Below are 25,190 nucleotides of genomic sequence, written 5' to 3' on the forward strand. Positions count from 1 at the left end.
CGCGGACCGGGAGCAGAACGCCGTTACTCTTGCCACGTGAGCGAAGAGGTGTGGCACATCGAGCCGTCCGGGCCGCTACGCGGCGACGTCGAGGTGCGCGGGTCCAAGAACGCGGTGTCCAAGCACATGGTCGCGGCCATGCTCGGGACCGGTCCAAGCACGTTGCACAACGCGCCCGAGGTCGGCGAGGTCGGCCTGACGGCGGCCATGCTGGAGGCCCTGGGCATCCACGTGGAGATCACGCCCGGAGAGATCAAGATCGAACGCGGCGCGGAGATCCGGCCCCGCGTCCCGGAAGAGTACACCGGGCTCAACCGGATCCCGATCCTGATGCTGGGTCCGCTGCTGCACCTGGCCGGCGAGGCGTTCGTCCCCCTCGTCGGCGGCGACCCGATCGGGCGACGGCCGGTCAACTTCCACGTCGAGGCGCTGCGGCTGATGGGCGCCGAGATCGAGGTCGGCGAGACCGGCATCACCGCCAAGGCGACCCGGCTGCGCGGCAACCGGATCACGCTGCCCTACCCCAGCGTCGGCGCCACCGAGACGATCCTGATGACGGCCGTGCTCGCCGAGGGCAAGACCGTGATCAAGGGCGCCGCGATGGAGCCCGAGGTGGTCGAGCTCGCGCTGTTCCTGCAGCGGATGGGCGCGATGATCGAGCTCAGCCCCGACCGGCGCATCGTGATCGAGGGCGTCGAGCGGCTGCGCGGCGCCTCCACCTGGCTCGCGGGCGACCGCATCGAGGCGTTCTCCTACCTGGTGGCCGGCCTGGTGTCCGGTGGCGAGGTCCGGGTGCACGGCTGCCCGCAGGACCGGCTGGTCACCGCGATCACCACCCTGGCCCGCATGGGGGCGCGGTTCGACATCACCGACGAGTGGCTGACCGCGTCCGCGCCCGGCGGGCTGCGCGCGGCGGCGGTGCAGACCGACACCCACCCCGGGTTCATGACCGACTGGCAGACCCCGCTCATGGTGCTGTTCACCCGCGCCGACGGCATGTCCGTGCTGCACGAGACCGTCTTCGAGAACCGGCTCGTGTACGTGCCGGCCCTGCAGAAGATGGGCTGCGAGATCGAGGTGTTCGCCCAGTGCCTGGGCGGCCCGGCCTGCCGCTACCACGACAGCAACGCCAAGCACTCCGCGGTCGTACGGGGTGTCTCCAAGTTGCGCGGGGCGGACGTCACGCTGCCCGACATCCGCGCCGGATTCTCCGCCGTGCTGGCCGCGGCGGTCGCGGAGGACACCTCCACGCTGCGCGGCGTGAACCACATCGAGCGCGGCTACCACCGTCCGTTCGAGCAGTTCACCTCCCTCGGGTTGAAGATCAGCCGGGGAATGTAAAAGCTTCCGCGCGCCACCGTTTCGAGGGCGGCGCGCGGTCGTAGGCATTACCTCGTGACCATTCGACTCGCGTACGCCGGGGCGCTCGGGACGGCCGGTGCGCTCGGCGGCGTTCTGGTCGCCACGCTGGTCCTTCCGGCGGTGGGCGGCGTCGGTCTGGCCGCCAAGGAGGCGGCGAGCACCTTCACCGACCAGCTCCCGGCCCCGCCCGAGGATCCGCTGCCGGAGATGACCCGGGTGCTGGACCGCGACGGCAAGCAGATCGCCCAGTTCTACCTGCAGAACCGGGAGTCCGTGCCGATCAACCGGATCGCCCCGGTCATGCGGCGGGCGATCGTCGCCATCGAGGACGCGCGCTTCTACGAGCACGGCGCCCTCGACATCAAGGGCACCTTCCGCGCGCTGGTGACGAACGCCCAGGCGGGCGGCATCCGGCAGGGCGGCTCCTCCCTCACCCAGCAACTGGTGAAGAACCTCCTGGTCAACCACGCCGAGACGGACCAGGAGCGGCGGCTCGCCCGGGTCCAGAACGTCGACCGCAAGATCACCGAGCTGCGGTACGCCCTGGCGCTGGAGCGGAAGTACTCCAAGGACCAGATCCTGGAGCGCTATCTCAACATCGCGTACTTCGGGGCGGGCGCGTTCGGCATCCAGGCGGCGGCCCAGCGGTTCTTCGGCGTGAACGCGTCACGGCTCACGCTGCCCCAGGCGGCGACGCTGGCCGGGGCGGTGCGTACGCCGTACAGCACCGACCCGTCGCTGGGAGCGCCGCAGCGGCGGGCGCTGCGCGAGCGGCGCGACCTGGTCCTGGAGCGGATGGAGCAGCTCGGCGTGATCCGGGCGACCACCGCCAGGTCGGCCAGGTCGAAGCCGCTCGGCCTGGACATGCGGTCCGAGGGCGGCGGCTGCGGCCAGAGCCGCTACCCGTACTTCTGCCTGTACGTGCAGCACGAGATCCTCACGAACCCGGCGTTCGGGTACACCGCCGCCGACCGGGAGCGGACCCTGCGGCGCGGAGGGCTGATCCTGCACACCACCCTCGACCCGCTGGCACAGCGGTCCGCGGAGCGGGCCATCGCCGCGCGCGTGGCCCCCGCGGACACCGAGGTGGCGGCGGAGGCGATGGTGGAGCCCGGCACCGGCCGGATCCGCGCCCTAGCGGCCAGCAAACGCTACGGCCGCAACCCGGGCAACAAGAAGAACGGGCCGAACACCACCTACAACCTGCCGGCGGACCAGGCGCACGGCGGCGGCCTCGGATTCCAGGCGGGTTCCACGTTCAAGGCGTTCACCTTGGCGACCGCGCTGTCGCAGGGCTGGCGGTTCGGGCAGGGTTTCCAGACGCCCGGCCGGTTCGTCCCGCGTGAGGGGTACACCGACTGCTCGGGCAAACCGGTGAACGACCCCCGCGCGAGGATCTTCAACGCGGGCGGTGAGGGCAGCGGCGGGCCGTACAGCCTGGAGCTGGGCACGTGGAAGTCCGTCAACATCTTCTTCATGAAGCTGGAGCGCAGGGTCGGGCTGTGCAACGTCGTCAGGACGGCGCGCAGGCTCGGGATCGACCGCGCCGACGGCACTCCCCTGCACGAGGTGCCCACGTTCACGCTCGGCGTCAACGAGATGGACCCGACGACCGTGGCCGCGGCGTTCGCCGCCTTCGGCGCACGCGGCCGCTACTGCCGGCCGGTCGCCATCACCGAGATCGTGGAGCGGGACGGCACTCGCGTCCCCGTTCCGCCGAGTTGCTCGCGCGCGCTGGAGCCGCAGGTCGCCGACGCCGTCAACCACGTGCTCCAGGGCGTCTTCACCCGCGGCACGATGCACGGGCAGTCGATCGGCCGACCGGCGGCCGGAAAGACCGGCACGAACAACGGCTACACCTCGGCGTGGTTCGCCGGGTACACGCCCGACCTGGCCGCCGCAGTCAGCGTCGGCGACATGCGCGGCTCGTACCGGTACCCGCTCACCGGGGTGACGATCGGCGGGGAGTACTACGGATCGGTCCAGGGCGCTTCGCTCCCCGGCCCCATCTGGGTGAACTCCATGATCGGCGCGCTCAGGCGCACCCCGCCGAGCGGCTTCAACGGACCCGACATGGCGAGGTTCGGCGGCGGCTACACCCCCGGCCTCAAGGAGATGCTGGAGGCCGCACGGAAGAAGGCGCGCGAGGCCCGGCGCAAGGAGCGGCACCGGGGCGAACACGAGCGGGACGCCCGCCCGGCCATACCGGACATCTTCCAGATCCTGGAAGGAGCCCAGCCGACCGGGACCACCGGGGACGGCGCACCGGCGACGGCCGGTCTGGACCCGGCGACCGTGTTCCCGGCCGGACAGCCACCGCGCCTCATCCCGAGCAGGTAGGCGACGCCCTGCCTGGTTTCGGTGTTATTCCCTGCGGGCGCCGTTCCCGGCCAGGAGCGTGTCCGCAAGCCGCAGGACCTCGGCCTCCGTGGCGAAGGACTCGGCCGCCGAGATGAAGGTCAGCAGGCGGATGGTGCGCCCCACCGCGGCGGCCGTCTTGTGGTGACCGTCAAGGAGGTAATGGAACAACCCCCAGTGGCGTTCGCTCCGGAACCATGGCCTGTGGATGTCGAGCAGACCGAAGGCGACCGCCGTGGGATGGCTGTCGACGGCGCCGGCGTAGCGAGCTGTGGTGGCCGGGTCGGCCTGCGCCGGGTCGGTGATGGGGACGGCGAACTGGAACAGTTCGTCGTGCTCGTCGACGTGATCGCGGCCGAGCCGGTAGTAGGCACTGTTGGCCGGGTCGAGCGGACACTCGAATTCCTCGTTCTGCCAGGCATCGGGACCCTCCGCGGCGAAATAGTCCTCGGCTGATCCGGGCATGACGAGGCTCGGACGGACATCCAGCAGCATGACGAGGTAGTCGCCGTAGGGCAGCTGAGCCGAGAAGGCGCCGACGACCTCGGAGTCCAGTGCGTCGAGTCCCGCGTTGAGCCGGTCGCGCACCTGCTCCGCGGGAGGTCGGCCCGGAGTCGTTCCCGGCTCGCGGCGGAGGACCAGCCCGCAGGTGCCGCACGAGTAGGCAATCTGGTACGCGGGCCTGCCGTCGATCGTCAGGTAGCGCTTGGGACGGTCTGTCCAGTCGACCCTGAGCCGGGGCGTCTCCGTTCCGAGGGTCATGAGCTCGTGGGCGAGGACCTGGGTCACGGCCCAAGTCTGCCGTCATGCCGATCCCCGTGGCATCTGCGTTCGCCGAATACGGGGACATCAGGGGCGGCGTGGCGGCACGTCAGGGCGGCGTGGCGGCACGTCAGGGGCACCCGCGCTCCTCCTCGGCCAGGTGGAGACCGGCCTCGATCACCGCGTTCATGACGGGCGCGAGCCGTACCTCGCCCAGGCGGGGGGCGCGGTGCGCCATGGCGGCGACCAGGCGGCGCTCTCTGTCCATGTCCCGGCCGGCGAACCCGCCGACGGGCTTGAGCCGCTGTACCGTGCCGGCCAGCGCCGCCCGGCGCTCCAGGAGCGTGGCGAGCGCCGCGTCCACCCGGTCGATCGCGTCCCTGGCCCGTCCGACGGTCTCCGGGGCTTCGTGCCGTACCAGCGCGGCCAGCACCGTGGCGGCCTCCGCGGCGGCGGCGACCGCGGCGGCGGGAGCGTCCGGCGCGAGCAGCAGGCCGTCGGCTCCGGCCGCGACGGCCGCCGCGGCGAGCGTCGCGTCATCGCCGAGGTCGGCGAGGACCGGCCGCCCCGACCGCTCCCGCGCCGCGCGCATCAGCGCCATGTCGAGCACACCGGCCGAGCCGTGCGTACGGCTTCCGCTCTCGCACAGCACCACCTGGTCGTTGCCCTCGGCGACGCAGTAGTCGGCGATCGCCAGCCACTCCTCGAGCGTGGCGGCCGGGCCGCGCTGCACGACGATCGGCAGGCCGAGCCTGGCCGCCGCGCGGACCAGCTGGAAGTCCTGCATCCAGGCCGCTCCCACCAGGACGCCGTCCGCGCCGGCGGCGACGGCGTCGAGGTCTTCGGCCGAGAACGGTTCCACGAGCAGCGGGCCGGACCAGCCCGCGCGCGCCTCGGCGACGGCCTCCGCCGCCGACCTGCGGCCGTGATGGCCGCGCAGGCTCAGCCATCGGGCGTCGCCACCGCCGATCACGGCGACCGGCGACCCTTCTCCCACGATCAGGGTCCCGATCCGTACGGCGGAGCGGTCGGGCGCGCCGCCGGTCGTGCCGTCGGGCGGCGTTGTGACGAGTGGGACGGCCTGGGACATGTCGGCTCCTCGGTTAGGCCGGCACTCGACCGGCTCGTTGACAACGAAAAAGGCAGAGACGCTCGTCTCTGCCTCAGCCGGCTCCGGATGGTCGCTAGATCACGCGCCTGCGACCGGCCCTCCCGGAGCCGGCTGCGTAAACGTGAAATACCGAGCCATACCTCGACCCTACCAGGCGCCCTCCGCTGGCCGGAACGATCTGTCTCAAATATCGGACACGGCGTCATCGGCCGGGTTGATCCCTTTGTCATCCATGGGACGATCTATGCGTCCAGGAGGGGATTTGATGGCGCATGCGGAAGGCCGGCTGGTCGGCGGCCGGTACCAACTGATCGAACCCATTGGCCGAGGTGGCATGGGAATCGTCTGGCGAGCCCATGACGAGCTGCTCGATCGGACCGTGGCGGTCAAGGAGGTCCGCTACGACAGCGCGATGGGCGACCAGCTCGACGAGCTCAATCGCCGGACCATGCGCGAGGCACGCGCGGCCGGGCGGCTCACCCATCCGAACGTCGTCGTCGTCCATGACGTGATCGAGGAGGACGACCGGCCCTGGATCATCATGCAGCTCGTCCAGTCGCGCTCCCTCGGGCAGGTGATCCGCGAGGACGGCCGCCTCTCCCCCGAACGGACCACCGAGATCGGGCTGCAGGTCCTGGACGCGCTGAAGGAGGCCCACGCGCAGGGCGTCCTGCACCGTGACGTCAAGCCGGAGAACGTCCTGATCACGGACGACGGGCGGGTGGTGCTGACCGACTTCGGCATCGCGCGCCTGGAAGCCGACTCCACCATGACCAGGACCGGGCTCATCGGCACGCCCGCGTTCATCGCCCCGGAACGGCTGCGCGGCGACGCGGCCCAGCGCGAGTCCGACCTGTGGTCGCTCGGCGCCACGCTGTACGCCGCGGTGGAGGGCAAGCCGCCGCACGACCGCGGCATGCCCATGGCGACCATGCACGCCGTGCTCAACGAGGCACCCGCTCCCGCCGTACACGCCGGGGAACTGCGCGTCGTGCTCGAGCGCCTCCTGGACAAGGACCCGGCGGCCCGGCCCGGCTATGACGAGACGGCCGAACTCCTGCGGCGTTCGCTCACCGGTACGGCACGGCCGAAGCCGGGAGCCACGCCATCGTCCAGGGCGTCCGCGCCTCCGGCCTCCCCCGCGCCGCGATCGGCCGAGCCGCGGGAGGCGGGCGACGCCGGAGAGAGCGCTCGCCCGATCCCCGAGACGGGCCAGAGCGCCTGGGACGGCCCCGCGCGGGAGGGCCGGGCGGGCGGTGAGGCCCGGCGGCGGCCGTACGAGCAGCCCCGGGCCGCGGCGCGGTTCAGCGAGCATGACACCCAGCCGGAACTCGCGCGCCCGCCGCTCGCGCAGCCGGAACCCGAACGGCCGGGCGGATCGGCGGCAGCGCGGCCCGGGTCCGGCAAGCCCGGCGCGGGGACGGGGCCGACGTCCGCCAAGGGATCCGGCACGGGATCCGGCGCCGGGTCTGCCGCGGGATCCGGTTCCGGGTCCGCCGCGGAGTCGCGCGCAGGGTCGGGCGCGGAGTCGGGCGCAGGGTCGGGCGCCGCCGGATCGGCTGCCGGGGGTGCGTCGTCCGCCGCGAAGCCGGAGACCGGTACGGCCGGGCCCGCGTCCGCGACCGCGAAGTTCGGCGTCGAGAAGCCCGGATCCGGGACCGGCACGCCCACGACCACGCCCACGTCGCCGGGAACCGGGGGCGCTGCGGGATCGGGCGCCGGGCGCGCGTCGTCCGGCGCGGCGAAGCCGGGCGCGGGGACGACGCGGCCCGAGACGGACGCCGCCGGGTCCTCCTCCGGGACCCCGACCGCCTACTCCGCGCGGCGGCCGGGCGGTGCCATCGACCTCTCCGGCGACGGCCCGCTGGACCGGTTCTTCTCCGCCGAGCACAAGGAGGCCGTACCGGCCGGGCAGTCCGGAGGCGGCCAGGAGGCGACCCAGCTGAGCGCCTCCTGGGGGAACGACCCGGCCGCTCCGGCCAGGTCACGGCCGGTGCCGCTGCTTCGCGCCGCACTGGTCATCGTGCCCGCCCTCCTGATCGTGGCGGGCGTGGCCGGTTTCATCGGCCTGCGGCAGGGCGAGCAGGATCCCCCCGCCGTCGGCGGGGCGGCGCGGAACTCCAGCGCGCCGGGTCAGGACCACACGTCGGCGAAGCCATCCGGCTCCGCGAGCCCGTCGCAGTCCACGTCCTCGCCGTCGCCGAGTCCCTCGCCCTCGGAGACCGCGGAGATCCCCAAGGGCTGGAAGCGGTACAAGGACAAGACGGGCTTCTCGATCGCGCTTCCCAAGGGCTGGAAGGAGTACAAGCGGGACGGCGGCAGCGTGTGGTTCCGCGGCTCGGACCGCAGCCAGTACCTGCTGATCGGTATGACCAGCAGTCCCAAGGACGACGCGGTGAAGGACTGGAAGAGCCAGGAGAAATCCGCCCCGTCCCGCTTCGGCGGTTATGAACTCATCGACATCAGGCGGGTGGACTATTTCAAGGAGGCCGCCGACTGGGAGTTCACCTGGCGGACCTGGAGCGGCAAGGCCCACGTGATCAACCGCGGTTTCGTGACCGACAAGCGCCACGGCTACGCCATCTACTGGCACACCCAGGACAAGCGCTGGAAGAAGGAGTACCACTACTTCGAGACCTTCACGGCCACGTTCAAGCCCGCGAAGTGACCGGCCTGATGTCGCGTTGAACCGCCCGGCCGGCGTTCCACTGACCCGGCCGACGGGCCCCGAGGGAGGAGAGGGGCGCCGCCGGCCGGGGCAGGGCTATCACCAGGCGGACGGCTTGCCCTTCTGGAAGACCCACACGTCGAAGAAGGCGGTCAGGTCCATGCCCGACACCTTCTCCGCGCTACGGATGAACGCGGCGGTGTCCGCGTTGCCGTACCGGTTGTCGGCGGCCCAGTCCTTGATCAGCTTGAAGAAGGCGGTGTCGCCGATCTTGCCGCGCAGCGCGTGCAGCGTCATCGCCCCGCGGTTGTAGGGCACGTTGCCGAACATGTCGACCGTGCCGGGGTCGGTCAGGACGGTCTGCCAGAACGACGACGTCGCCGCGCGCCCGTAGTTGCTGGAACTGTTGAACGTCGTCTGCGCCGAGGCGCCCCCGGTGTGCTCGGTCCAGAGCCAGGTGGCGTACGTCGCGAAGCCCTCGTTGAGCCAGATGTCCGACCACCGGGTCGGCGTGACGCTGTCGCCGTACCACTGGTGCGCGAGCTCGTGCGCCATCGTGCCGACGCTCGCGGTGTTGGAGAAGATCGGCTTGGTCTGGGTCTCGAGGGCGTACCCGACGTTCGGCGCCCGGTCGACGATCGCGCCGGTCGAGGCGAACGGATACGGCCCGAAGATCGAGGAGAAGTACTCGATCATGTCCGGGATCTTGGACACGGCGCTCGCCGACCCGGCCACCAGGCGCGGATCGACCGCGGTGTAGACGGGGATCCCGCTCGGGGTCCTCGACTCGTTGACGACGAAGTTCCCGATGGTCATCGTGGCCAGGTAGGTCGCCATCGGCTCGGTCGAGTCCCACACGAAGGTGGTCGTGCCGTTCTCGGTCTTCTGCGACAACAACTGGCCGTTGCCGACCGCCGTGACGCCCTCCGGCACGGTCACGCGGAAGGTGAAGGTCGCCTTGTCGGTCGGGTGGTCGCTGCCGGGGAACCACGCCGGGGCGCCCTGCGGCTCTCCGGCCACGAACGCGCCGTCGTCGGTGGGCACCCAGCCCTCGATGGAGCCGTCCGGGTCGGTGATGACCGGCGGTGTCCCCGCGTACTTCACGGTCACCGTGAAGACCTGCCCGGACTTGAGCTTCGGACGCGGGGTCACGACGAGTTCCTGCCCGTCGCGCGTGAACGAGGCCGGGTGCTTGTCCACCTTGAGCTCGGTGATCTCCGGGCCTCGGAAGTCGAGGTTGAACTGGTCCATGTCCTGGGTGGCGACCGCGGTGATCGTCGTGGTGGCGTCCATGTGCCGGCTCGCGGGGTCGTACGTGAAGGTGATGTCGTAGTGCTTCACGTCGAAGCCGCCGTTGCCCTGGTCGGGGAAGTACGGGTCCCCGACGGAGGCCGCGCCCGCCGAGTAGCGCGGCGCGCCGGGGTTTCCAGGTGCGGCGAGCGCGGGGTGCGCCACCTGGGCGCCGAGGAGGGCGCCCACCGCGGTCGCGAGGGCCGCGCCGCGGATACGGGAGATTCTCATTCGGTTCCTTCCACACGGGTTCCGGCCGGGCACGGCCCGGCCGGAACCACTCGTTCTGCTTCGGGGATGGCGTCGGCGTGGTGAGTGACGTCAGCCGACGACGGAGCGTAGCGGGATGCCCGCACCGTTCAGGTCACGGACAAGATCGCGCAGGAACGGATGCTCGTCGGCCGCCAGACCCTCAGGGTTCGGGATCGTGATGTACGACGAGCCGTCGGCGGAGGCCGTCCGGCCGGTGTCGGTGTACGTCCTGACCAGGGCCTCGGTCCGTGCCGCGTCGGCGTCGGCGACCTGGATGACGATGGGGCGCCACTCACCGGCGAGGTCGTCCGGCTCCGCCGCCTTCGCCGCCGCCGCCCGGAGGGCGTCCGCGCCGCCGCCCGGGGTCGCCGTGAGCTGCCGCTGCTGCGCGCTCCCCGCCGGCTGGAGCAGGGCGTTCGCGACCAGGTGGATGCCGTTCTCGTTGTAGGCGCGGAACAGCGGGTTGTAGGCGAAGAGCACGGCGTGGCCGGCCCCGGTCGGCTCGTCGACCAGCGCGACCGTGCCCTTGAGCGCGTCGGCCTTCATCGTGTAGCCGTTCGACCAGAACGCGTCGTCGGACGGATAGGTGAGGACGTTCGTGCCCGTCTGGCTCGGGTTCAGGATCGGGTCGCCGTTGTTGAACTGGAAGTCCTCCGCCGGACGGCCGAGCGCGACCGCGCTGCCGGTGTTGACGTTCACCCGGAAGTGCGAGCCGATGACCTGGTAGCCGGTCGGCTTGGTCTTCTCCGTGGTGGAGGTCAGTCCGGCGGTGCGGGCGACGCGGGTGCCCTCGTTGCGCAGGCCCACGTACGTGCCGCCCGCGGCCACCCATGCCTTGAGGTTCGCCAGGCCCTGCGCGTTCAGGCCGCCGTTCGCGCTGCTGCCGTCCGGCACCAGCACGACCGTGCGCTCGGTGAACGCCGGGGTGTTGTCGTTGATGTCCGCCGTCGTGACCGTCTTGGGAGCGAGGCCCCAGCGCTCACTGAGGACGTAACGCGCCTCGCCGTACGAGCCGGAGGTGGTGGAGATCCCGGTGCCGGCGAACAGGCCGACGTCGGGTGTGCGCAGCGCGGTGCCGGAGGCCGGCGTCGCGCGGCCCTCGACGGCCACGCCGTACGACTGGGCGAGCTTGTCGAGCTCTCCGCGGGTCACCGCGCGTGCGGGCAGGCTGACCACGCCCGTCCCGAGGTCGCGCGACAGCGGCACGCCGGAGCCGAGGAGGCGGAAGGTCAGTTCGGACGCGGCGGCCGAGTCCATCGGGTAGGTGTACGAGCCGGTGGACGGGGCCGCGGAGACGACGCCGCCGTCCATGCGCTTCACCAGGTCGGCCTTCGGCGACAGCGCGTCACCGGTGGAGACGGTGCCCACGCCCATCAGCAGCGGGTTGCTCCACGAGGAGACGTCGTAGAAGTACGGGAAGGGGACGTAGGGGTCCTCCGCGATCAGCGCCTGGATCCAGTGCTTCTGCGGCTGGTCCATCGGGATCCAGTACGCCCCCGCCGGAACGGACAGGTTCGTGGCGGAACGGCCGCCGAAGACCTGGGCGGTGGGCACCGTGACCGGCTGCTTGAGCCGGTAGACCTCGACGTCCATGTCGCGCAGCCGTTCGACCAGCCGGCGCACGTCGCCGATCTGGCGGTCGGGCAGCAGGAAGTACGACCGGACCTTGACGTCGGGGACCGGGAACTGGACGGTGTTGGTCGGCTGTACGACCTCGTTCGGCTCCAGCGTGCCCGCGGCGCCCTGCTCGATCGCGGTCTGCCAGATCTTGTAGTAGCCGTCCAGGATCTCGCGCTTGTTGTCGGCGGCCCAGCCGATGGTGGCCCACTGCGTGTTGAACTGCTGCTGCACGCGGTCCTCGACGGCCGAGGAGCTGCCCTTCTCGAAGGTCATGCCCGCGGCGCCGAAGCCGGTCGCGGGCACGGTGTCGCCGTACCCCATGTAGAACATGTCGTACGTCGCGTAGTTGAAGTAGCACTCCGTGGTGACCGCGCCGCCGCAGGCGCCGTTGTAGCCGAAGCCCGCCGCGTTGGCCGCCCCGATGCGGTTGATCCAGTCAACCGGCTGGGAGGCGATCTCGTGGTGGATCGGGTCGGCGTTCGGCGGGAAGAAGTACTGCCGCCCGCCCATCTCGTGCGCGTCGACGAAGACCTGCGGCGGGTAGTCCCGCAGCATGTCGATCTTGCCGCCGGTCTCCGGCTGGGTCCGGGCGAACCAGTCCCTGTTGAGGTCGAACCCGTAGTCGTTCTGGCGGCGGTTCGCCTCCCTGCCGTCCGGGTTCTGGGTCGGCACGATGATCGTGACCAGGTTCTCGTTGCGCTTCGCCACGTCGCAGGAGAGCCCGCCGGCCAGCTCGTACAGCGTCTTGAGCGCGGCGTCGGCCCCGCTCTTCTCGCCGCCGTGGACGTTCCCGGCCACCCACACGATCGCCGGGGAGTCGTCGGCGAGTCGCGCCGCCTTGTCCTGACGCAGCGACCGGGGATCCCGCAACGACCGGATCTGCGACGCGATCTTCTTCAGCTGTCCCGGCACCATGTGGTGACGGCTGGAGACGATGGCGTACGGCAGCTCCTGGCCGGAGACGCTGTGGGCCATCGTGCCGGTGACCACGCGGTCGGACGCGTGTCCCACCGCCTCGACGTACTTCCTGATCTCGTCGGACGTGAGGGTCCGGGACTGGCCCTTGCCGAGGGGGAAGCCGAAGAACTGGTCGGGGCTCGGCACCGAGGTCGCGTGGGCGTTCGGGTCCGAAACGCACTGCCGGTCGCCCGGGTCCGCGTACGCGGGCGGGGAGGCGAGTGGGAGGACGAGCGCGGTCAGCGTGAGGACCGCCGCTCCTGCGATCTTTCCGTACGGAGATTTTCTGCACGTCGTCGTGCGTGGCCGCATGATCTTTTTCTCCTGGGGGGTAAGGGGAAGGGTTTTGCGGGCGATGGCGTCCTGAGTGAGACCGATGAGGTGAAAGTAAAAGTTGCTGCGGATCGTATAAGTTGGGAATAAAGCGGGCAAGAGATATCAAAGTTCAAATTCCGGATGTCCGAATGTGCGGACGTGGCGACATGCCGCCGGGGAGTCGGGGAACCCGTCCCGGCCAGCGGGCACCCGGACGCCAGGACCGCGGCGCGGGAACGATCCAGGGACACCGAATGGCGGGTGCGGAGATCGCCGGAACGCCCGAGGCACGGCACAGGGCCCCGCTCGGGCCGAATCCCCACCCCCCGGCCCACCTCGTGAGCACATGACCCGCGGCCCGCTCCCCCGCCGCTCCGCCCCTTCTTCCGGCTGTCTTCGGACTGTCTTCGGACTGTCTTCCGACTGCTGACACGCTCGTGAGCTGTGGGACGATTCAGAGGTTTCTGAGGAGGAGGGCTGGTGGAGGCAGGGCATCGTGTGGCGGGCAGATATCACCTGCTCGAAACCATCGGCCGGGGCGGCATGGGGGTCGTGTGGCGTGCTCACGATGAGCTGCTCGACCGTGCGGTGGCCGTCAAGGAGGTTCTCTACCAGCCGATGACCGAGGAGGACCGGGCGGCGTTCAACCGCCGGACCATCCGCGAGGCACGGGCCGCCGGCCGGATCTCCCACCCCAACGTCGTGGTCGTCCACGACGTGATCGAGGAGGACGGCCGCCCCTGGATCATCATGCAGCTCGTCCGCTCCCGTTCCCTCGGCCAGGTGGTCCGCGAGCACGGCCCTCTCGTTCCCGAACGCGTCGCCTCGATCGGCCTCCAGGTGCTCGACGCCCTGTGCACGGCCCACGCCTCCGGGATCCTGCACCGCGACGTCAAGCCGGAGAACGTGCTGCTCACCGAGGACGGCCGGGTGGTCCTCACCGACTTCGGCATCGCGACCATGCCGGAGGAGGCCGGGCTGACCATGACCGGCGTCGTCACCGGCACCCCGGCGTTCCTGCCCCCTGAGCGGCTCAACGGTGACCCCGCGACCCCCGAATCCGATCTCTGGTCGCTCGGCGCGACCATCTACGCCGCTGTGGAGGGCAGAGCGCCCTTCGACCGGACCTCGCCCATCGCCACCATGGCGGCCGTGCTGCACAACGACCCCGATCCGGCCAGGCGCGCCGGGCCGCTCGCCCCCGTGATCGACGGCCTGCTCATCAAGGACCCCACGCGACGGATCGACGCCGTGGAAGTCTCCGCGATGCTCCACGCGGTGGCCACCGGAACGGCCGCCGCCCGCGACCGCCACGCCGGACACCGGCCCGAGCCGTTCCCTCTGGCCGCGGCCTCACCGGACTCCGGAGCCGGTCCGCACGCTCCCGGTGCCGCTTTCGGTACGGCTACGCCCCCCTCGACCGGCGCCCACGCCGTCGGCATCCCCGGATCCGGTGTCCCCGGGCCCGACGGTTACGGACCCGGCGGTTATGGACCCCAGAGCCACGGGTCCGGCGGTTACGGACCTGGCGGTTATGGACCCGACAGCCACGGGGCCGGCGGCCACGGCTTCGCCGTCCCGGGGGTGACCGGTCCCGGGTCCGCTCAGGGGGTCGGCAACCACAACGGCGTTCAGGGACCCGGCGTCCCCGGCGGCGCATTTGGAGCCTCCGGTCCCGGGCCGGTACATGGAGCCGCCGGTCCCGCGGGCGTGCACGGGATGGGCACCGTTCCGCCCTGGAGCGGCGCACCGACCGGCGGCCCGTCCCAGCCGCCCGCGCCGCCGCAGTCCGGGCGGCGCTCGTCCGCGACGCGGGTGGTCCTGCTCATCCTTCTCCCGGTACTGCTCGCCGGTGCCGGGGTCGGCGGCTGGTACGGCTATCAGGCCCTCACGGCGGATTCCGGCGGCGGGCCGTCGTCAGCCGGTTCGTCCGGGGCATCCGGTTCGTCCGGGGCATCCGGTTCGTCCGGGGCATCCGGGTCGTCCGGGTCGTCCTCTGGGCCGTCCGGGGCGCCCTCTCCCGCCCCGTCCGCGAAGCCGTCTACCGGCAGCGGATCTCCCGTCCCGTCGGCGTCACCGTCTTCCGCGAGCAGGCTGCCGCGCGGGTGGGCGATGCGCAGCGACAAGCTGGGCTTCTCCATCGCGGTTCCCCAGAACTGGACGGAGGAACGAGGGGCGACACGAGTACGGTTCCAATCTCCCACGTCCAGGACCACCTATCTGGTGGTCGACTTCACGCGCTGGGTCGACACCGACCAGGATCCGATGCTCCACGCTCAGCAACTGTCGGAGAATCCCAAGACCACGAGCGCCTTCCCCGGCTATCAGCGGCTCGGCCTGCGGTCGGTGGTCTTCCAGAGACTTCCCGCCGCCGACTGGGAGTTCACCTGGCAATCGGAGCAGGGCACGGTGCACGCCCTCGACCGCTCCTTCGTCACCGCCGACAAGCGGGACGTCGCGATCTACTGGCAGACCTCCGACAGCCGATGGGCCCAGGAGGGGCAGTCCTACTTCGCCTGGTTCACCAAGACGTTCCGGTCGGGCCGGTGACGCTCGCCCTCACCGCGACCGGTCCGGCCGGTAACGCTCGCCCTCACCGCGACCGGTCAGTCCGCACCGCCCCGTGATCGCGTCGTCCGGCACGCTCAACGCGAGCACGCTCAACGCCGGCACGCGGCCACGCGACTGAGCACCGAAATCGGAGCGGTCCATGGCTGGCGGAACGCGGCCGCGCGTGTGCATCGTTGACCATGAGCGATCCTCTGCACGAACGCGACCAGGCCGCCGCGGCGCTGGACATGGTGGCCAAGGCCGCCGGCCCCTACCTCGACTCGCTCGGTGACCGTCCCGTTCACGACCACCGCGCGGACATCCTTCTCGACCTGCTCGACGGCTCGCTTCCGGAGCACGGAGAGGGCACCCTCGACAGCGTCGAGCTGCTGCTGCGCGTCGGTACCGAGGCGGCGACCCACTCCTCTGGCCCCCGTTTCTTCCACTTCATCGTCGGAGGATCGACGCCGGCGGCCCAGGCGGGCGACTGGGTGACCTCGCTGCTGGACCAGGCCGGCGGGCTCTGGCTGACCTCGCCGTTCGCCGCCCGGGCGGAGACCGTCGCGCTGCGGTGGCTGAAAGACCTGTTCGGACTGCCGCAGTCCTACGGCGGCGTGCTGACCCCGAGCGCGACCTTCGCCAACCTCACCGGGCTGGCCTGCGCACGACAGTGGTGGGGCGAGTGTCACGGCCGTGACGTGGCGGCCGACGGGCTCGCCGGACTGCCGCCGATGCCGGTGCTGGCCGGAGGCTACCTCCACCCGAGCAGCCGCAAGGCGCTGCTGACCCTCGGCTGCGGCCGGGACAGCGCCCGGATCTTCGCCCGGGACGACGCGGGGCGGGTCGACCTTGCGGCCATGGAGCGTGAGCTCGAACGCGTCGACGGCCCGGCCGTGATCGTCGGGAACGCGGGTGAGGTGAACACCGGCGACTTCGACCCCATCGGCGACCTGGCGGACCTGGCCGAACGGTACGGCGCCTGGCTGCACGTGGACGGCGCCTTCGGGCTGTTCGCGGCGGCCTCCCCCCGGCTCTCGCACCTGGTCGAGGGGGTGGAACGGGCGCACTCGGTGACCGCGGACGGGCACAAGTGGCTCAACGTCCCCTACGAGAGCGGGTTCGCGTTCGTCCGAGAGCAGGGGCTCATGGGCCGGACCTTCGGCCCGTGGGGCGCGGCCTACCTCCCCGCCGAGGACGACCCGCACCTCAACTACAACTGCCTGGGCCCTGAGTCGTCGCGGCGGGCGCGGGCACTGCCCATCTGGGCGACCCTGCGGGCGTACGGCAGGCAGGGCAACCGCGAGATGGTCGAGCGCCACCACGCGCTGGCCCTGCGGCTGGGCGAGATCGTCGAGAGCGCCCCCGACCTGGAGCTGCTCGCTCCGGTACGGCTCTGCGTGGTCTGCTTCCGCTACCGCCCGCCCGGCGTTCCCGAGGAGGAGGTGAACGCGCTGAACGCGTGGATCGGCGAGGAGTTGCTCGCCGACGGCCGCGTCTACGCCGGGACCACCACCTACCGTGGGATGACCGCCCTGCGCCCCGCCATCCTCAACTGGCGCACCACCGAGGCCGACATCGATCTGCTGGTCTCGGTCGTCCGGGAGATCGCCGCCCGCCGTACGAGATGACCGGGAGCCGGCCCGGCGTGACGTGGGACGGGCGGGCTCCGATCCGTGAGACGGGTGAGACCCGGGGTCGCACTAGCTCTCGTCGCTGACGATCTCCAGGGCGCGGGCCAGGTCCTCGGGATAGGGGCTGGTGAACGAGACCCACTCCCCCGACGCCGGGTGTTCGAAGGCGAGGGAGACCGCGTGCAGCCACTGCCGGGTCACCCCGAGCCGCGCCGCCAGCGTGGGGTCGGCGCCGTACATGAGATCGCCCACGCAGGGGTGGCGCAGAGCCGACATGTGCACCCGGATCTGGTGCGTCCTGCCGGTCTCCAGCTTGATGTCGAGCAACGACGCCGCGCGGAACGCCTCCACGGTGTCGTAGTGGGTGACCGACTCCTTGCCGCCCGCCACGACCGCGAACCGGCCGTCACCGGACGGGTGCCGGTCGATGGGCGCGTCCACCGTGCCGCGCAACGGGTCCATGTGGCCCTGCACCAGCGCGTGGTAGCGCTTGTCGACGGTGCGTTCCTTGAACGCCCGCTTGAGGTGGGAGTAGGCGAACTCGCTCTTGGCGACCACCATCGCGCCGGTGGTGTTCGCGTCGAGCCGGTGAACGATGCCCTGGCGTTCGGCGGCGCCGCTGGTCGCGACCTTGTGCCCGGCTCCCAGCAGCCCGCCGATGACCGTGGGTCCGGTCCAGCCGACCGTCGGGTGGGCGGCCACTCCGATGGGCTTGTCCACCACGACGATGTCGTCGTCCTCGTACAGGATCGTCATGCCCGGCACGGGTTCCGCCACGGGCATCGGTGTGGCCGGCGGCGGGGGAATCGTCACGTCGAGCCAGGCCCCGGCGTGCACGCGGTCCGACTTGGCCGCGATCGAGCCGTCGACGAGCACGTCACCGGTGGCGATCAGCTCCGCGGCCCTGGTCCGGGAGAAGCCGAACAGCCGGGCCAGGGCGGCGTCCAGGCGCTCGCCCTCCAGGCCCTCCGGCACGGGAAGACTGCGCTGCTCACCCATCGGACTCCTCCCCGGTGTGCCGTGAACCGTCCACCTGGTAACCGCGCCAGGCGAGGAAGACGGCGAGGATGCCGCCGCAGACGATCGCCGAGTCGGCGATGTTGAACACCGGGAAGCGGGTGGCCGGGAAGACCTGGATGAAGTCGACCACGTGTCCCTGCAGCGGGGCGGGCGCGCGGAAGAGGCGGTCGGTCAGGTTCCCGAGCGCGCCCCCGAGCAGCAGCCCCAATGTGATCGCCCACGGAAGGCTCCGGAGCTGCCGTGCCGTACGGAGGATCGCGATGACCACACCGAAGGCGATCACCGTGAAGACGATCGTCATCCCGGTGCCGATGCTGAACGCGGCTCCGGAATTGCGGATCACGTTCAGCAGCAGCACCTCGGGGATGACCTCCACCGGCTCCTTGTGCTCGAGGAAGGTCACCACGAGCGTCTTGGTCACCAGGTCGAGGACGTACGCGAGAACCGCCACGACGCCGAGGACGGCGATCCTCCGCGCGCGGACGGGGCCGTCGGCGGTCCCCGCTTCGGCCTGGTCGCTCAGCGGCGCTCCTCCCGCTGCTTGCAGGCCACGCACAGCGTCGCCCTCGGGAACGCCTGAAGGCGCTCCTTGCCGATCGGCTTGTGGCACGATTCGCACACTCCGTAAGTCCCTGCGGCGATGCGGGCGATCGCCCGCTCGTTCTGCGCGAGCAGGTCGCGCGCATTCAGGGTAAGGGCGATCTCACGCTCACGCTCATACGTCTTGGCGCCGGCGTCCGCCGGATCATCTCCGGCGCCCTCACTGGCGTCCCCTGACGCGAGCTGTTCCTCGGCCCGGGAGATGTCGGCGACGAGTTCCTCGATCTCGTGCCGGAGCCGCTCCCGCACCTCGGCGAGCTCTCCTTCTGACCAGGTCTCTTCGCTGGTGGCGGTTCTCGTCGCACGCGTCGTCATGAGGGCCTCCCGTTGTAAGGCGCAGTGATCAAACACATGAGCAGTCCGGGCAGCATAGGTCGCCCGAATCGGCCCGGCAATCGACGCGCCGGGCGCTTTACCTGCCCCATAAGCGAACGATGCACCTGTTCCTCAGGCGAACGGGACACCCGCCCCGCGAGCGAATTCCACCCGTGTGCGGACGGCTCACCCGGCCCGCAGGCGAGCGGCGCGTTCCGCGATCTCCTCATCGTTCCCCTCGATGTCCACGACCTTGTCGCGACTTGTCGTACCCGTGACAAGCCGGATCGCGCCCCGCGACACCCCGAAAGCGGAGGCGACGGCCCTCAGGGCCGCCTCCGTCGCCTTTCCGTCCACCGCGCGGGCGCACACCCTGACAACAATCGCGGTGTCTCCGTATGTTCCGCCCACGCCCTCGCGGGCGGAACCCGGCTTCACCCTGATCGACAGCCGCATTTCGGGAAGCCCCTATCGTGTCTCTGCGTTATCGTTTTAGTTTGCAAGGCGCTGATGGGGACGAGTACCTCCGTACCCACTCGCAGGAGCGACCCGGGGACGGTGCGAGCCCGGGGCGAGTCACGGAGAGAAGATCACCCCGGAGCCGCCGGAAGAAAGGCCCACAGCCGAGTAGACCCGGCCGCGACACGAATGAGAGGGCCCGCCCACGAGGCGGGTCAAGAAGGGTGGTACCGCGGAGCCGTCCGGCTTCGTCCCTTCACGCCATGTCAGTCACGCGTGGAGGTCCCGCCCGACGATGTCTTCCCATTATTTCCGCTCTCTTCCCGCGCAGGTAGACCTGCCGGCCCTCGAACGCGAGGTCCTCGAACGCTGGCGGGACGGGAAGGTATTCGAACGCTCTCTCGAACAGAACGCCGGCGGCCCGTCCTGGGTCTTCTTCGAGGGTCCGCCCACCGCGAACGGCATGCCCGGCGTCCACCACATCGAGGCGCGCGTCTTCAAGGACGTCTTCCCCCGTTACAAGTCGATGCGGGGCTACCACGTTCCCCGCAAGGCGGGCTGGGACTGCCACGGCCTGCCCGTGGAGGTCGCCGTTGAGAAGGAGCTCGGCCTCTCCGGCAAGCCCCAGATCGAGGCGTACGGCATCGCCGAGTTCAACGCGAAGTGCCGGGAGTCCGTCCTCCGGCACGTGGACGCGTTCGAGGAGATGACCGAGCGGATGGGCTACTGGGTCGACATGTCCCAGGCCTACCGCACGATGGATCCCCAGTACGTCGAGGCCGTCTGGTGGTCGCTGAAGACCATCTGGGACAAGGACCTGCTTTTCCGCGACTTCCGCATCACGCCGTACTGCCCCCGCTGCGGCACCGGGCTGTCCGACCACGAGCTCGGCCAGCCGGGCGGGTACGAGACCGTCTCCAGCCCCTCGGTGTACGTGCGGATGCCCGTCACGTCCGGCCCGCTGGCCGAGATGGGCGCCGCGCTGCTGATCTGGACGACCACGCCGTGGACGCTGGTGTCCAACACCGCCGTGGCCGTGCACCCCGACGTGACCTACGTCGCGGCGCGTACCGGCGGCGAGGTGCTCGTGGTCGCCGAGCCGCTGCTGGCGCAGGTTCTCGGTGACCACGCCGAGGTGCTCGCCACGTTCACCGGAAAGGACCTGGAGCGCACGTCCTACCGCCGCCCATTCGACCTGGTCGCCTTCCCTGAGGTGCCCGGACAGGACGGTCCCGGCGCGCACTATGTCGTGCTGGGCGACTACGTCACCGTGGAGGACGGCACCGGCCTGGTCCACCAGGCCCCGGCCTTCGGCGCCGACGACATGGCCGTCTGCAAGCGGTACGGCATGCCGGTCGTCAACCCGATCGGCCCTGACGGGCGCTTCCTGCCCGACGTCCCGCTGGTCCGCGGCATGTTCTTCAAGGACGCCGACGAGCCGCTGACGGAGAGCCTGCGCGAGCGCGGCCTGCTGTTCCGCGGCAGCCACTTCGAGCACAGCTACCCGCACTGCTGGCGCTGCCACACGGCCCTCCTCTACTACGCGCTCCCGTCCTGGTACATCAGGACGACCGCGATCAAGGACGAGCTGCTCGCCGAGAACGAGCGGACCAACTGGTTCCCCGGCACGATCAAGAACGGCCGGTACGGCGAGTGGCTGCGGAACAACGTCGACTGGGCGCTGTCGCGGTCCCGCTACTGGGGCACGCCACTGCCGCTGTGGGTCTGCTCCGAGGATGACTCGCACGTCACCTGCGTCGGGTCGCTCAAGGAGCTCGGCGAGCTCGCCGGGCAGGACCTGTCCGGGCTCGATCCGCACCGCCCCTATGTGGACGACGTCGCCTTCCCCTGCCGCGAGTGCGGTGCCGAGGCGAGGCGCGTGCCCGACGTCATCGACGTCTGGTACGACTCCGGCGCCATGCCGTTCGCCCAGTGGGGCGCGCCGCACGTCGGCAAGGAGACCTTCGAGCAGGCCTATCCCGGGCAGTTCATCTGCGAGGCCATCGACCAGACCCGCGGCTGGTTCTACTCGATGATGGCGGTCGGCACGCTGGTCTTCGGCCGGTCCTCCTACGAGAACGTGCTCTGCCTCGGCCTGATCCTCGCCGAGGACGGCCGCAAGATGAGCAAGCACCTGGGCAACGTGCTCCGGCCCATGCCGCTCATGGAGCAGCACGGCGCCGACTCCCTCCGCTGGTACATGGCCACCTCCGGCTCGCCCTGGGCGCCCCGCCGGATCGGTCATGCCGCGCTGGAGGAGATCATCCGGAAGGTCCTGCTTACCTACTGGAACACCGCGTCGTTCTTCACGCTCTACGCCAACGCCGAGTCGTGGTCGCCGTCCAGGCTGGCGGCCGCTCCGCCGAGCGCCGAACGCCCGCTGATCGACAGGTGGGCGCTGGCCGAGCTGCACCGGACGGTCGCCGAGGTGACGGCCGCGCTCGACGAGTTCGACACGGCTAAGGCCGGTCGCCGGGTGACGGAGTTCCTGGACGATCTGTCGAACTGGTACGTCCGGCGCTCCCGCCGCAGGTTCTGGTCCGGCGAGGCCGCCGCGTTCGCCACGCTGTACGAGTGCCTGGAGACCGTGACGCGGCTGATGGCCCCGATCGTGCCGTTCCTCACGGACTACGTGTGGGATGTGCTGCGCGGGGTCGACGCGCCGCAGTCGGTGCACCTGACCGCGTGGCCCGAGGTCGACGAGGCGGCGCTGAACCCGGCGCTCTCCGAGCAGATGGCGTTGGTCCGCCGCCTGGTGGAGCTCGGCCGCTCGGCCCGTGCCTCCTCCTCGGTCAAGACCCGCCAGCCGCTGGGCCGCGCGCTCATCGGGGCTCCCGGCTGGCCCGCGCTGCCCGGCGAGCTGCGCGAACTGATCGCCGACGAGTTGAACGTCCAGGCACTGGAGGACATGTCCGGATTCTCCGCCGACCTGGTGACGTTCACCGTCAAGCCGAACTTCCGATCGCTCGGCAAGCGGTTCGGCGCCCAGACCAAGCTGGTCGCCGCCGCCGTCGGCGCCGCCGACCCGGCGGCGCTCGCCCAGGCCCTCAGGTCCGGTACGGCCGCCGCCGTCGAGGCCGGTGAGCTGGGCACGGTCGAGCTCGGGCCGGACGACGTGATCGTCACCGAGCAGCCGCGCTCGGGCTGGGCCGTGGAGACCGGCGCGGTGGACACCGGCACCGGGGAGACCGTCGCGCTCGACCTGGAGATCACCGATGAGCTGCGCCGCGCGGGCCTGGTCCGCGAGGTCATCCGGCTCGTCCAGGACGCCCGGAAGTCCACGGGGCTGGCGATCACCGACCGGATCGAGCTGTGGTGGTCCGCGAGCGGTGACGATTTGGCCGACGCCCTCCGCGCCGGGGGCCGGGCCATCTCCGACGAGGTCCTCGCCTCCGGTTTCGCCGAAGGCTCCCAGGACGGCCTCCCGCGGTTCGAGGACGCCGACCTCGGGCTGGTCTTCCAGCTCCGCCGCGCCTAGGCCGGCCTCCTCATCCTGCGGCCGTCCGGCCGCAGGATGAGGAAAACCCGGCAGCGGAACCCGTACGCGGGTCCTGCTGCCGGGTGAGGGCCGGGATCTAGGCGGTGCAGACGGGGCAGGGTGTGAGCCCGGCCCCTTCCGCGTCCGGCCTGGTCTTCGTCTCGACGCTGTCCTCGGGAGCGGCCTTGATCAGGGGGCACTCGGGCAGGTGGTAACGACGGGCACCGATCATGATCTTCACGATGTCCGTCTCACCCGGCTGTGCCACGGGATCCGGCTGCACCACGGGGTCGAAGAAAGAACGCGACACGGGTGCCGTGGTGGAACCGGCCGGGTCCGCTGACCCGGCGCGCCCGGGATCCTCGGTCTCGGCCGGGTCCGCCGGCTCCGTGTTCTTCGTCATGCTCTCCGCCCGTGGGGCGGTCTCTCCGGCGGATGCCCCGGTCTCCGCGACCGCGGGCTCACCGGGTGTGCTTCCAGAGGGTGTGCCTTCCGAGGGCGTGTTCTCGCCCGCCGTGCTCTCCTCCGCGTCGGCCGCGACACGCGCCGCCGCCTCGGGGACGCAGGCGGTGCAGGGCGTGAACCCTTCCTCGCGAGCTTCCTCGTGCGTCAACTCCTCGACCTCGCGCCCCTGGAGCTGCCGGCAGTCCGCCAGGTGGAACCGCTTCCTACCGGGGATGACCAGCACGATCGCGTCAGGCCCCAGGTCCCGCCCGGCCGAGGCCGGTGGCCTCGACAGCGGCCGCGTCGGCTGCTGCTGCGGGAAGGCGTGCGACATCGGCGCCCCGGGAGGCGGAACCGGTGGGACCGCCATCATGGGGGGCGCCGCCGGATGCGCCGGGGGCCCGCCGAAGGCGGGAAGCCCGACGTGTCCGGGAAGAGGGGCGTGTCCGGGAATACCCGAATGCCCGGGAACGCCGGCGTGCGCCATCTGGGGAACCGCCGCGCCGCGAGGAGCCTGAACCGGTTCCTCGGCGGCGCGACCGCCGGCGGGGAACAGCTCATGGCGCCTCAGCAACGCCCCGATCAGCAGGCAGACCGCGGACAGCACGCTGACCACGATCGACCACATCACGAGGAACGGCTTCGCCAGCACCACACCTGCGATGAGCAGGCCGATGGCGACGAGCACCAGCGCGGCACTGATAAGGATCACGGGGGGATCTCCGAGAAGCGGGTCGTGAGGAGGGGACGACCCGTCGCCTTACCGGCGGTCGTTGTGGGGGCCGTCGGGGGTCTGGAACGCGCCAGAGTGCTGCGGAGGCTCCTGGCCGAAGGGGTTGGGGTTGCCCTGCATCGGCTGGGGACCCGGGGCGACCGCGTGGGCCATCGCCGGGGCCGCGCCCACGATCGGGAAACCGCCGCTGTTCTCGGCCGAGACGTTCAGGTCCGCGAGCTGCTGCTCGAGGTACAGCTTCAGGCGGCTGCGGTACTCCCGCTCGAAGCTGCGCAGTTCCTCGACCTTGCGCTCGAGCTCGTCCCGGGTCTGCACCAGGGAGCCCATGGCCTGACGGTGGCGCTCCTGCGCGTCGCGCTCGAGGGTCTCGGCGCGGGCACGGGCGTCACCGATGATCTGCTCGGCCTGGCGGCGAGCCTTGCCGAGGATGTCGTCGGCCTCGCGGCGGGCGCGGGTCACGGTCTCGTCCGCCTCGCGGCGGGCGTCGGCGATCGCCTGGTCGGCGGTCTGCTGGGCGAGGGCGAGCACCCGGGCCGCGGTGTCCATGTTGTCCTCGGCGGGCGGCATGCCCATGCCGACGGGGACGGGCTCGGGACGGACGGGCTCCGGAGGCTTGATGGGCTCGGGCTGCGGCACCATCATCTCGGGCTTCGGCTCGGCGACCGGGGCGGGCGCCATCTGCATGCCACCGGCCATGCCCATGCCGCCCGGCACCTTGCCGCGCAGGCACTCGGCCAGTTTGGCGCGAAGCTCCTCGTTCTCCTGGATGAGGCGGTCGAGTTCCGCCTCGACCTCGTCAAGGAATGCGTCGACCTCCTCCTCGTCGTACCCCGGCCTCAGCCGGGTGGTACTGAACTGCTTGTTCCGCACATCGGCGGGCGTCAGCGGCATGTGAGTCTCCTTGGCGCGCTTGGAGTCTGTCCGGAGGGACGGTTCCCGATCAACGAAGCGCGGACACGACTTGGATCAAGACCAAGACCACAATGAACAGCACTGTGAAGCTTAGGTCAAAGGCCACCGTACCCAACCTCAGGGGCGGAATGAAACGGCGGAGAAATTTGAGAGGCGGGTCGGTCAGTGTGTAAGTGACCTCCGCCACTACCAGGACGACCCCGGAAGGCCGCCAGGAGCGGGCAAAAAGCTGCACCGTATCAAAGATCATTCTGCCGATCAGCAGAACGAGATAGAGAGAGAGTACAGCGACCAAGATCTCACTGACGATCCCCACGGTCGAGCCTCACCTCCGTCCCGTTCCGCAGTCTCCG

General features: G+C 70.9%; 17 protein-coding genes and 1 pseudogene. 6 read left to right on the forward strand and 12 right to left on the reverse strand.

All coding sequences use genetic code 11. The features are described 5' to 3' along the window. Positions 1-36: 36 nt before the first annotated feature. Positions 37-1,341 (forward strand): UDP-N-acetylglucosamine 1-carboxyvinyltransferase, encoded by a 1,305-nt coding sequence (gene murA, locus AB0I59_RS08250; RefSeq protein WP_228639132.1) that lies wholly within the window; start codon positions 37-39, stop codon positions 1,339-1,341. A gap of 54 nt (positions 1,342-1,395) precedes the next feature. Beyond that, positions 1,396-3,702 (forward strand): transglycosylase domain-containing protein, encoded by a 2,307-nt coding sequence (locus AB0I59_RS08255; RefSeq protein ID WP_358131421.1) that lies wholly within the window; start codon positions 1,396-1,398, stop codon positions 3,700-3,702. A 24-nt stretch (positions 3,703-3,726) separates the two neighbouring features. On the opposite strand, the gene AB0I59_RS08260 is transcribed toward AB0I59_RS08255, so the two are convergent. The 3 genes and pseudogenes from AB0I59_RS08260 to AB0I59_RS08270 all read right to left on the reverse strand — a co-directional run. Then, on the reverse strand, positions 3,727-4,509 hold the full coding sequence (locus tag AB0I59_RS08260) for a hypothetical protein (RefSeq protein ID WP_358131424.1): 783 nt from the start codon (positions 4,507-4,509) through the stop codon (positions 3,727-3,729). Between the two features lie 103 nt (positions 4,510-4,612). Continuing rightward, positions 4,613-4,915: a chorismate mutase gene (locus AB0I59_RS08265; RefSeq protein WP_061252793.1), complete on the reverse strand. Its 303-nt coding sequence runs from the start codon at positions 4,913-4,915 to the stop codon at positions 4,613-4,615. A 123-nt stretch (positions 4,916-5,038) separates the two neighbouring features. Continuing rightward, positions 5,039-5,572 (reverse strand): annotated as a pseudogene (locus tag AB0I59_RS08270) (hypothetical protein); the annotation flags it as partial. A 286-nt stretch (positions 5,573-5,858) separates the two neighbouring features. On the opposite strand from AB0I59_RS08270, the gene AB0I59_RS08275 reads away from it, so the two are divergent. Further along, positions 5,859-8,261, forward strand: a complete 2,403-nt coding sequence (locus tag AB0I59_RS08275; protein WP_358131426.1) for a serine/threonine-protein kinase — start codon at positions 5,859-5,861, stop codon at positions 8,259-8,261. A 99-nt stretch (positions 8,262-8,360) separates the two neighbouring features. On the opposite strand, the gene AB0I59_RS08280 is transcribed toward AB0I59_RS08275, so the two are convergent. Beyond that, positions 8,361-9,782, reverse strand: a complete 1,422-nt coding sequence (locus tag AB0I59_RS08280; RefSeq protein WP_358131428.1) for a M1 family metallopeptidase — start codon at positions 9,780-9,782, stop codon at positions 8,361-8,363. A 90-nt stretch (positions 9,783-9,872) separates the two neighbouring features. Beyond that, positions 9,873-12,692 (reverse strand): M14 family zinc carboxypeptidase, encoded by a 2,820-nt coding sequence (locus AB0I59_RS08285; RefSeq protein WP_061252360.1) that lies wholly within the window; start codon positions 12,690-12,692, stop codon positions 9,873-9,875. Positions 12,693-13,175: 483 nt separating this feature from the next. Here AB0I59_RS08285 and AB0I59_RS08290 point away from each other — a divergent pair, with 483 nt between their 5' ends. Both AB0I59_RS08290 and AB0I59_RS08295 read left to right on the forward strand, forming a co-directional pair. Further along, complete coding sequence (locus tag AB0I59_RS08290) at positions 13,176-15,245, forward strand: serine/threonine-protein kinase (protein WP_358131431.1); 2,070 nt, start codon at positions 13,176-13,178, stop codon at positions 15,243-15,245. Between the two features lie 200 nt (positions 15,246-15,445). Further along, positions 15,446-16,873 carry a pyridoxal phosphate-dependent decarboxylase family protein gene (locus AB0I59_RS08295; protein WP_061252358.1) on the forward strand — a complete coding sequence of 476 codons (1,428 nt, stop codon included), beginning with the start codon at positions 15,446-15,448 and terminating at the stop codon, positions 16,871-16,873. A gap of 72 nt (positions 16,874-16,945) precedes the next feature. Here the strand turns inward: AB0I59_RS08295 and AB0I59_RS08300 are convergent, their stop codons facing one another. The 4 genes from AB0I59_RS08300 to AB0I59_RS08315 form a co-directional block, all read right to left on the reverse strand. Beyond that, positions 16,946-17,875, reverse strand: a complete 930-nt coding sequence (locus tag AB0I59_RS08300) for an RluA family pseudouridine synthase (RefSeq protein WP_061252357.1) — start codon at positions 17,873-17,875, stop codon at positions 16,946-16,948. Then, positions 17,868-18,452 (reverse strand): signal peptidase II, encoded by a 585-nt coding sequence (gene lspA, locus AB0I59_RS08305; RefSeq protein ID WP_228645355.1) that lies wholly within the window; start codon positions 18,450-18,452, stop codon positions 17,868-17,870. Before lspA ends, AB0I59_RS08300 begins: the two co-directional genes overlap by 8 nt. Further along, a complete protein-coding gene (locus AB0I59_RS08310) occupies positions 18,416-18,811 on the reverse strand; it encodes a TraR/DksA family transcriptional regulator (protein WP_228645356.1) in 396 nt (131 codons plus the stop codon). Before AB0I59_RS08310 ends, lspA begins: the two co-directional genes overlap by 37 nt. 186 nt (positions 18,812-18,997) lie before the next feature. Beyond that, positions 18,998-19,267: a DUF167 domain-containing protein gene (locus AB0I59_RS08315; protein ID WP_061252355.1), complete on the reverse strand. Its 270-nt coding sequence runs from the start codon at positions 19,265-19,267 to the stop codon at positions 18,998-19,000. 298 nt (positions 19,268-19,565) lie between these two features. On the opposite strand from AB0I59_RS08315, the gene ileS reads away from it, so the two are divergent. After that, entirely contained in the window at positions 19,566-22,748 is a 3,183-nt protein-coding gene (ileS, locus tag AB0I59_RS08320) for an isoleucine--tRNA ligase (protein WP_358131435.1), read from the forward strand. A 97-nt stretch (positions 22,749-22,845) separates the two neighbouring features. On the opposite strand, the gene AB0I59_RS08325 is transcribed toward ileS, so the two are convergent. Genes AB0I59_RS08325 through AB0I59_RS08335 form a run of 3 tightly spaced genes read right to left on the reverse strand, consistent with a single transcriptional unit; the run spans position 22,846 to position 25,153 of the window. Continuing rightward, entirely contained in the window at positions 22,846-23,904 is a 1,059-nt protein-coding gene (locus AB0I59_RS08325) for a hypothetical protein (RefSeq protein ID WP_358131438.1), read from the reverse strand. A gap of 48 nt (positions 23,905-23,952) precedes the next feature. After that, positions 23,953-24,816 carry a DivIVA domain-containing protein gene (locus AB0I59_RS08330; RefSeq protein WP_061252352.1) on the reverse strand — a complete coding sequence of 288 codons (864 nt, stop codon included), beginning with the start codon at positions 24,814-24,816 and terminating at the stop codon, positions 23,953-23,955. A 49-nt stretch (positions 24,817-24,865) separates the two neighbouring features. Further along, on the reverse strand, positions 24,866-25,153 hold the full coding sequence (locus tag AB0I59_RS08335) for a YggT family protein (RefSeq protein ID WP_061252351.1): 288 nt from the start codon (positions 25,151-25,153) through the stop codon (positions 24,866-24,868). Positions 25,154-25,190: the final 37 nt, after the last annotated feature.

Source organism: Microtetraspora glauca (assembly GCF_040656155.1).
In the GTDB taxonomy this organism is placed as follows: Bacteria; Actinomycetota; Actinomycetes; order Streptosporangiales; family Streptosporangiaceae; genus Microtetraspora; species Microtetraspora glauca.